The sequence below is a fragment of the Dolichospermum circinale AWQC131C genome (genome assembly GCF_000426905.1).
GTDB lineage: Bacteria > Cyanobacteriota > Cyanobacteriia > Cyanobacteriales > Nostocaceae > Dolichospermum > Dolichospermum circinale.
In genome coordinates, this window is sequence record NZ_KE384631.1 from 1 (window position 1) to 6,041 (window position 6,041).

Consider the following 6,041-nt stretch of genomic DNA (forward strand, 5'->3'; position numbering starts at 1 on the left):
CAAAGGAAGAAGTTAGAAAGTTACATTTATTAATTTTGGGTAAGAGTTCCTACTAAAATTTGCATCAATATTTCTAAATTGGCAAAAAACACAAGAGTATGGTATAAAAGTTAATATCTTGATTTTTTGATTTGTGAAAAATGACTATTCCTGACTTTCAAGCTATTATGCTTCCTTTATTGCAATATGCAAGTGATGGTAAAGAACATTCTTTAAGAGACGCTATTACATTTTTAGCTGATGTTTTTAATTTAAGTGATGACGAAAGAAAGGAATTATTATCTAGTGGACAACAAGCGGTTTTTGATAATAGAGTAGGTTGGGCAAGAACTTATTTGAAAAAAGCAGGTTTATTTATTTCTCCCAAAAGAGGATTTTTTCAAATTACTGACAGAGGTAAGGAGATTTTAAGTCAAAATCCATCGGAAATTAATCTCAAGTTTCTTAATCAATTTCCAGAGTTTATAGAATTTAAAACTACTAAAAAAGATAATGATAAATCAGAACCGGAAATTATAGAAACATCAGAGACTACACCCCAGGAATCTATAGAATTTGGATATCAGAAAATTAGAAAAGAATTAGAATTAGAGTTACTTAACCGTGTGAAAAGTTGTTCACCTGATTTTTTTGAAAGATTAGTGGTAGATTTACTTGTAAAAATGGGTTATGGTGGCTCAAGACGTGATGCAGGGAGAGCGATCGGTAAAAGTGGAGATGGGGGAATTGATGGTATAATTAAGGAGGATAAATTAGGCTTAGATATTGTTTATGTTCAAGCTAAAAGATGGGATAATACTGTTGTTGGTAGACCAGAAATTCAAAAGTTTGTCGGGGCTTTACATGGACAAAGAGCAAGAAAAGGTGTTTTTATCACTACTTCCAGATTTTCCCAAGAAGCAAGAGAATATGTATCTATTATAGACAGTAAAATTGTGTTAATAGATGGAGAAGAATTAGCTCAATTAATGATTGATAATCATGTGGGTGTTTCCACTGTCTCTATTTACGAAATTAAAAAAATAGATTCCGATTATTTTACAGATGAGTAATTATTAAATAATAGACAATTAATATATGAAAACAGAGAATTTAAAAGCGGTAGAATTATTTGCTGGTATCGGTGGTTTTCGCTTGGGTATGGCAAATGCTAATATTGAAACTATATGGGCTAATGATATCAATGAATTGAGTTGTCAAGTTTATGAAAGTAATTTTGGGAAAGATTCTCTAGTGTTAGGTGATATTAATAAAATCCCGATATCAGATATACCCAATCATCATTTACTAACTGCTGGTTTCCCTTGTCAACCATTTAGCCCTGCTGGTAAAAAGTTGGGTGTGAGAGATTGTGTGAGAGGTACTTTATTTGAGCGTATTGTAGAAATAATAGATAAAAAACAACCGAAATATTTTTTCTTAGAAAATGTCAAAAGACTTTTAACAATGGAAAATGGCTATCATTTTCGAGTGATTTTAAATGCACTTTCAGCATTAGATTATTTTATAGAATGGAGAATTATTAGTCCTATTAGCTTTGGTATTCCTCAAAATAGAGACAGGATTTTTATTTTTGGGACTAAGTTAAATTCAGTGCGTATAAATTATCAACTTTTACAAAATACATCAGTTTTCTTAACTCAACCAGATTTAACTGATTTAGAAAATATAGAAGAATTACTAGAAAAAGATATGATGCCTATAGTTGAAAATAAAGGTAAGAATTACAATTGGGGAATTGCTTATAAAAATAAAATGTTAACTTTGAATCTTTCTACTTTACCGGATACCAAGCCTAGACAGAAATTAAAAGATATTTTACAAGATGATTCAATAGTAGATCCTCAATTTGACTTTACATCTGATACCTTAGAAAGAATTAAAAAAAGTAAAGCTGTAAATCGTTATTGTCATGGTGTAGAATTATTATATAATCAAGATGGAGGCGCAAGATTAGGTTATACAATATTTGGAATTAATGGAATTGCATCAACATTAACTGCTTCGACATCAAGACATTATGAACGTTATAAAGTAGCTGATAAATATCGGCGTTTAACTAATGTTGAATATGCCAGATTAATGGGGTTTCCTGATGATTGGTGTCGAATAGCGAGAATTTATGACCAATATGCTTTATTTGGTAATGCAATTGTTCCTACTTGTGTAGAATGGGTATGTCAAAGAATTGGTAAAAGCAATATTGAATTTACTAAATCTTCTTGGCAACAATTAACTTTGGCTATTTAATTTAAAAATGGAATTACTAACACTAGAATCGTTAAAAACGGCAGCACGTAATTTTTGCTTAGAATTAAGTGTAACACAAATTTATAATTTGTACGGAGTTACAGATGGTAAAGCCGTGGGAACTTATGTTGAGTCTACTTTTAATCAATATCTGTCCTCAAGATATGAATATACCCTTGGTAGTGCTGCGTTAGGTATAGATTTTCCGGGACTAGAAGTAGATTTAAAAGTAACATCTATTAAACAGCCTCAGTCTTCCTGTCCATTTAGAAATGCTAGTCAAAAAGTCTATGGTTTAGGATATAACTTATTAATATTTGCATACGAAAAAATTGATGATCATAGTTCTCTAACTGCCAATTTAAAATGTCAGAATGTCGTTTTTGTAACTAAAGAAAGAACTGGAGACTATCAAACTACCTATGGAATTAAAGAAATTATCCGCCGCAATGGCAATAAAGATGATGTGATAGCTTTTTTAGAAGAACGTAATTTTCCTTTAGATGAAATTGGACGCGAGGCACTAGCAGAACGAATTTTACAATCACCCCCAGAAATAGGCTACCTAACAATTTCTAACGCCTTACAATGGCGGTTACAATATAGCAGAGTTATCCAAGTTTCTACAGCAGGAACAACAACAGGAATAGAAAATTTATTAGTGTAAAAATCTGAATAAAGATAGTTACTCCCTTCCTAATATAAGATTACCTATCTTCCCTCTTTCTTCGTGGTCTTCGTTTCTTCGTGGTTTATTTAACCTATATTTTTCTGGTAGAAACGGACTAAGAATTAACTTATTTTTAAGTATAGTGCGATCGCTAAGTGCTGCTGCAAGCAGATCACGAATTACCGACAAATTAAAAATAATGTATAATAAGGAATTTATATCATAATTCCTAACTAACTTAATTTTGTAACTAAGACCATGCACAATTTCACTGAATTTCCAGACGCTTATGATGTAATTGTCGTCGGTGCAGGTCACGCAGGTTGTGAAGCAGCACTGGCTAATGCCCGCCTCGGTTGTCGAACTCTGCTATTGACCCTAAACTTAGATAAGATCGCTTGGCAACCCTGTAACCCCGCAGTGGGTGGACCTGCCAAATCCCAATTAACCCATGAAATAGACGCTTTAGGGGGGGAAATTGGCAAAATGGCAGACCGGACATACTTACAAAAACGCATCCTCAATTCTTCACGCGGTCCTGCGGTCTGGGCATTACGGGCGCAAACTGATAAAAGAGAATATGCGGCGATAATGAAGGGAATTGTCGAAAATCAAGAGAATTTGACAATTAGAGAAGGGATGGTGACGGATTTAATCTTAAATGATCATAATGAAGTTATTGGTTTAGAAACTTATTTTGGCGTATCTTTCCACTGTAAAGCGGTAATTCTCACCACGGGGACGTTTTTAGGTGGGAAAATTTGGGTGGGAAATAAATCCATGGCCGCAGGCCGCGCGGGAGAGTTTGCAGCGGAAGGGTTAACACAAACTTTGAACCGCTTAGGATTTGAAACTGGTAGACTGAAAACCGGGACACCAGCACGGGTTGATAAACGTTCTGTTGATTACAGTAAAATGGAAATTCAACCTGGAGACGACGCTGTACGGTGGTTCAGTTTTGACCCCGAAGTCTGGGTAGAACGGGAACAAATGCCTTGTCACATGACTCGGACCACTAAAGAAACTCATCGTTTAATTCAGGAAAATTTACATCTGTCCCCTGTGTATGGTGGTTGGGTGGAAGCAACCGGTCCCCGTTATTGTCCGAGTATTGAAGATAAAATTGTCCGCTTTGTAGATAAAGAAAGTCACCAAATCTTTATTGAACCGGAAGGAAGAGATATTCCTGAATTATACATTCAGGGTTTTTCTACTGGTTTACCAGAAACTTTGCAAATTTTGATGTTGCGGAGTTTGACAGGTTTAGAAAATTGTGTAATGTTACGTCCTGCCTATGCAGTAGAGTATGATTATTTACCTGCAACCCAGTGTTTTCCCACCTTGATGACTAAGAAAGTTCCCGGATTATTTTGTGCCGGACAGGTAAACGGGACTACAGGTTATGAAGAAGCTGCTGCTCAAGGGATAGTGGCAGGAATCAATGCAGCGCGGTTTGTACGGGGTGAAGAAATGATTATTTTTCCCCGTGAACAAAGTTATATTGGTACGTTAATTGACGACCTGTGTACGAAGGATTTACGAGAACCTTATCGAATGCTTACGAGTCGCTCAGAGTATCGTTTACTACTACGTTCTGATAATGCTGATCTGCGTATGACACCTTTGGGACGGGAAATTGGTTTAATTGATGATAGGCGCTGGAATTTGTTTAGCGAAAAACAAGCACAAATTACTGCGGAGAAAGAACGACTGCATTGTACTAGAATAAAGGAAAATGAGGCAGTAGGACAAGCGATCGCAGATGATACCCAACAAGCTATTAAAGGTTCTATTACCCTCGCTGACTTACTGCGTCGTTCAGGTATCCATTACATTGACTTGGAACGTTACGGACTCCATAACCCCAACCTCAAACAAGCGGAAAAAGAAGGAGCGGAAATTGATATCAAGTATGCTGGTTATTTAGCAAGACAGCAAAACCAAATTGACCAAGTTGCCCGTCAAGCAAATCGCCAGCTACCTAGTGATTTGGACTACTCAACCATTGATACTTTATCGAAGGAAGCGAGGGAAAAGTTGAATAAAGTCCAACCCTTAACTATTGGACAAGCTGCGAGAATTGGTGGTGTTAACCCGGCAGATATCAACGCCCTTTTGATATACTTAGAAATATCTAAAAATAACATCACTAAAGCCACCCCAACCTCAGTAATTCTGTCTTAACAAGAGTAGCGGTAATTCATGAGTTACCGCTAGGTAATCATGATAAAAGTAATATTTAATACTATTTATTTAATAAATTCCTGTATTCACAAAAACCAAGATTAGTTGTTTAATGAAGAAAGTTAGTGAATTTCCGCAATAGCTTGATTTTTTCATTATTTTCATATTTTCAGATACAACCACAAAAGCATATATGTTACTAACATCTAGCACTGATTTACTTAATTCAGAAGCAGGGAAAAATTTCGTTACAGAAGAGCTTTGTTCAATAGAAACCTGTGCTGAAAGCTTAATGAACGAAATTTTTGCTGATATTGATACCATTCTCGATGGTAGCAGTGAGGAGAATTGTGATCAAACTGAGGAAAAATATATACATAATTGCAACGGGGGATTAATCAGGACAGACGCAAGTTTATCACCAAAAGTCAAGCACTCATTAACGTCTGCTTCACTTGTTAAAAGTCCACTAAAAACAGACCTAGTAGTTAATTCTTCCTTTCCGGGAGCAATTACTACTACAGAGAGATCACAAACCAGTGGTTTAGATAAACTAACATATATGGGATTAGGTTGGTCTATGGCTACATTATGTACGCTTTGCCTAATGAACTTTGCCCTATTAAATACAGCGGATACTCAGTTAAATTCTAGTTCACAAAACAACCAGACGCTAGGATCTGTTAATCTGAAATCAGATTCTAAATTAGATTTAGTGAACTATATGTTATCTGCTTTTTTACTGATAGAACAGCAAGAAAAGAGCAATTACACAACTACAGTCAAACCAAAATTGACTAATGTTAGTTTTAAGCCAAATAATAGCTTACCTTTACCAAGTACGCAACAGCAAATTACCCAACCACAAATTAAAGCTTCTCCCTTACCGATAGCTGGCAATAATTTACCTCCTGTTCCCCAGGTTGCAATTGCCACA

At 35.5% G+C, this 6,041-nt stretch carries 4 protein-coding genes and 1 pseudogene; all 5 read left to right on the forward strand.

Features of this window, described 5'->3' with window-relative positions; genetic code table 11:
* Positions 1–140: 140 nt before the first annotated feature.
* On the forward strand, positions 141–1,052 hold the full coding sequence (locus ACIR131C_RS0116270; RefSeq protein WP_028091057.1) for a restriction endonuclease: 912 nt from the start codon (positions 141–143) through the stop codon (positions 1,050–1,052).
* 25 nt (positions 1,053–1,077) lie between these two features.
* Positions 1,078–2,250 carry a DNA cytosine methyltransferase gene (locus ACIR131C_RS0116275; RefSeq protein ID WP_028091058.1) on the forward strand — a complete coding sequence of 391 codons (1,173 nt, stop codon included), beginning with the start codon at positions 1,078–1,080 and terminating at the stop codon, positions 2,248–2,250.
* A gap of 7 nt (positions 2,251–2,257) precedes the next feature.
* Entirely contained in the window at positions 2,258–2,917 is a 660-nt protein-coding gene (locus tag ACIR131C_RS0116280) for a type II restriction-modification system restriction endonuclease (RefSeq protein WP_028091059.1), read from the forward strand.
* Positions 2,918–3,178: 261 nt separating this feature from the next.
* Positions 3,179–5,104 carry a tRNA uridine-5-carboxymethylaminomethyl(34) synthesis enzyme MnmG gene (gene mnmG, locus ACIR131C_RS0116290; protein WP_028091061.1) on the forward strand — a complete coding sequence of 642 codons (1,926 nt, stop codon included), beginning with the start codon at positions 3,179–3,181 and terminating at the stop codon, positions 5,102–5,104.
* A gap of 193 nt (positions 5,105–5,297) precedes the next feature.
* A pseudogene (locus tag ACIR131C_RS26175) lies at positions 5,298–6,041 on the forward strand (hypothetical protein); the annotation flags it as partial.

Excerpts from the sequence above, each read along its gene's own strand:
- ACIR131C_RS0116270 (WP_028091057.1), top strand. The coding sequence starts at position 141 with ATGACTATTCCTGACTTTCAAGCTATTATGCTTCCTTTATTGCAATAT.
- ACIR131C_RS0116275 (WP_028091058.1), top strand. The coding sequence starts at position 1,078 with ATGAAAACAGAGAATTTAAAAGCGGTAGAATTATTTGCTGGTATCGGT.
- ACIR131C_RS0116280 (WP_028091059.1), top strand. The coding sequence starts at position 2,258 with ATGGAATTACTAACACTAGAATCGTTAAAAACGGCAGCACGTAATTTT.
- mnmG (WP_028091061.1), top strand. The coding sequence starts at position 3,179 with ATGCACAATTTCACTGAATTTCCAGACGCTTATGATGTAATTGTCGTC.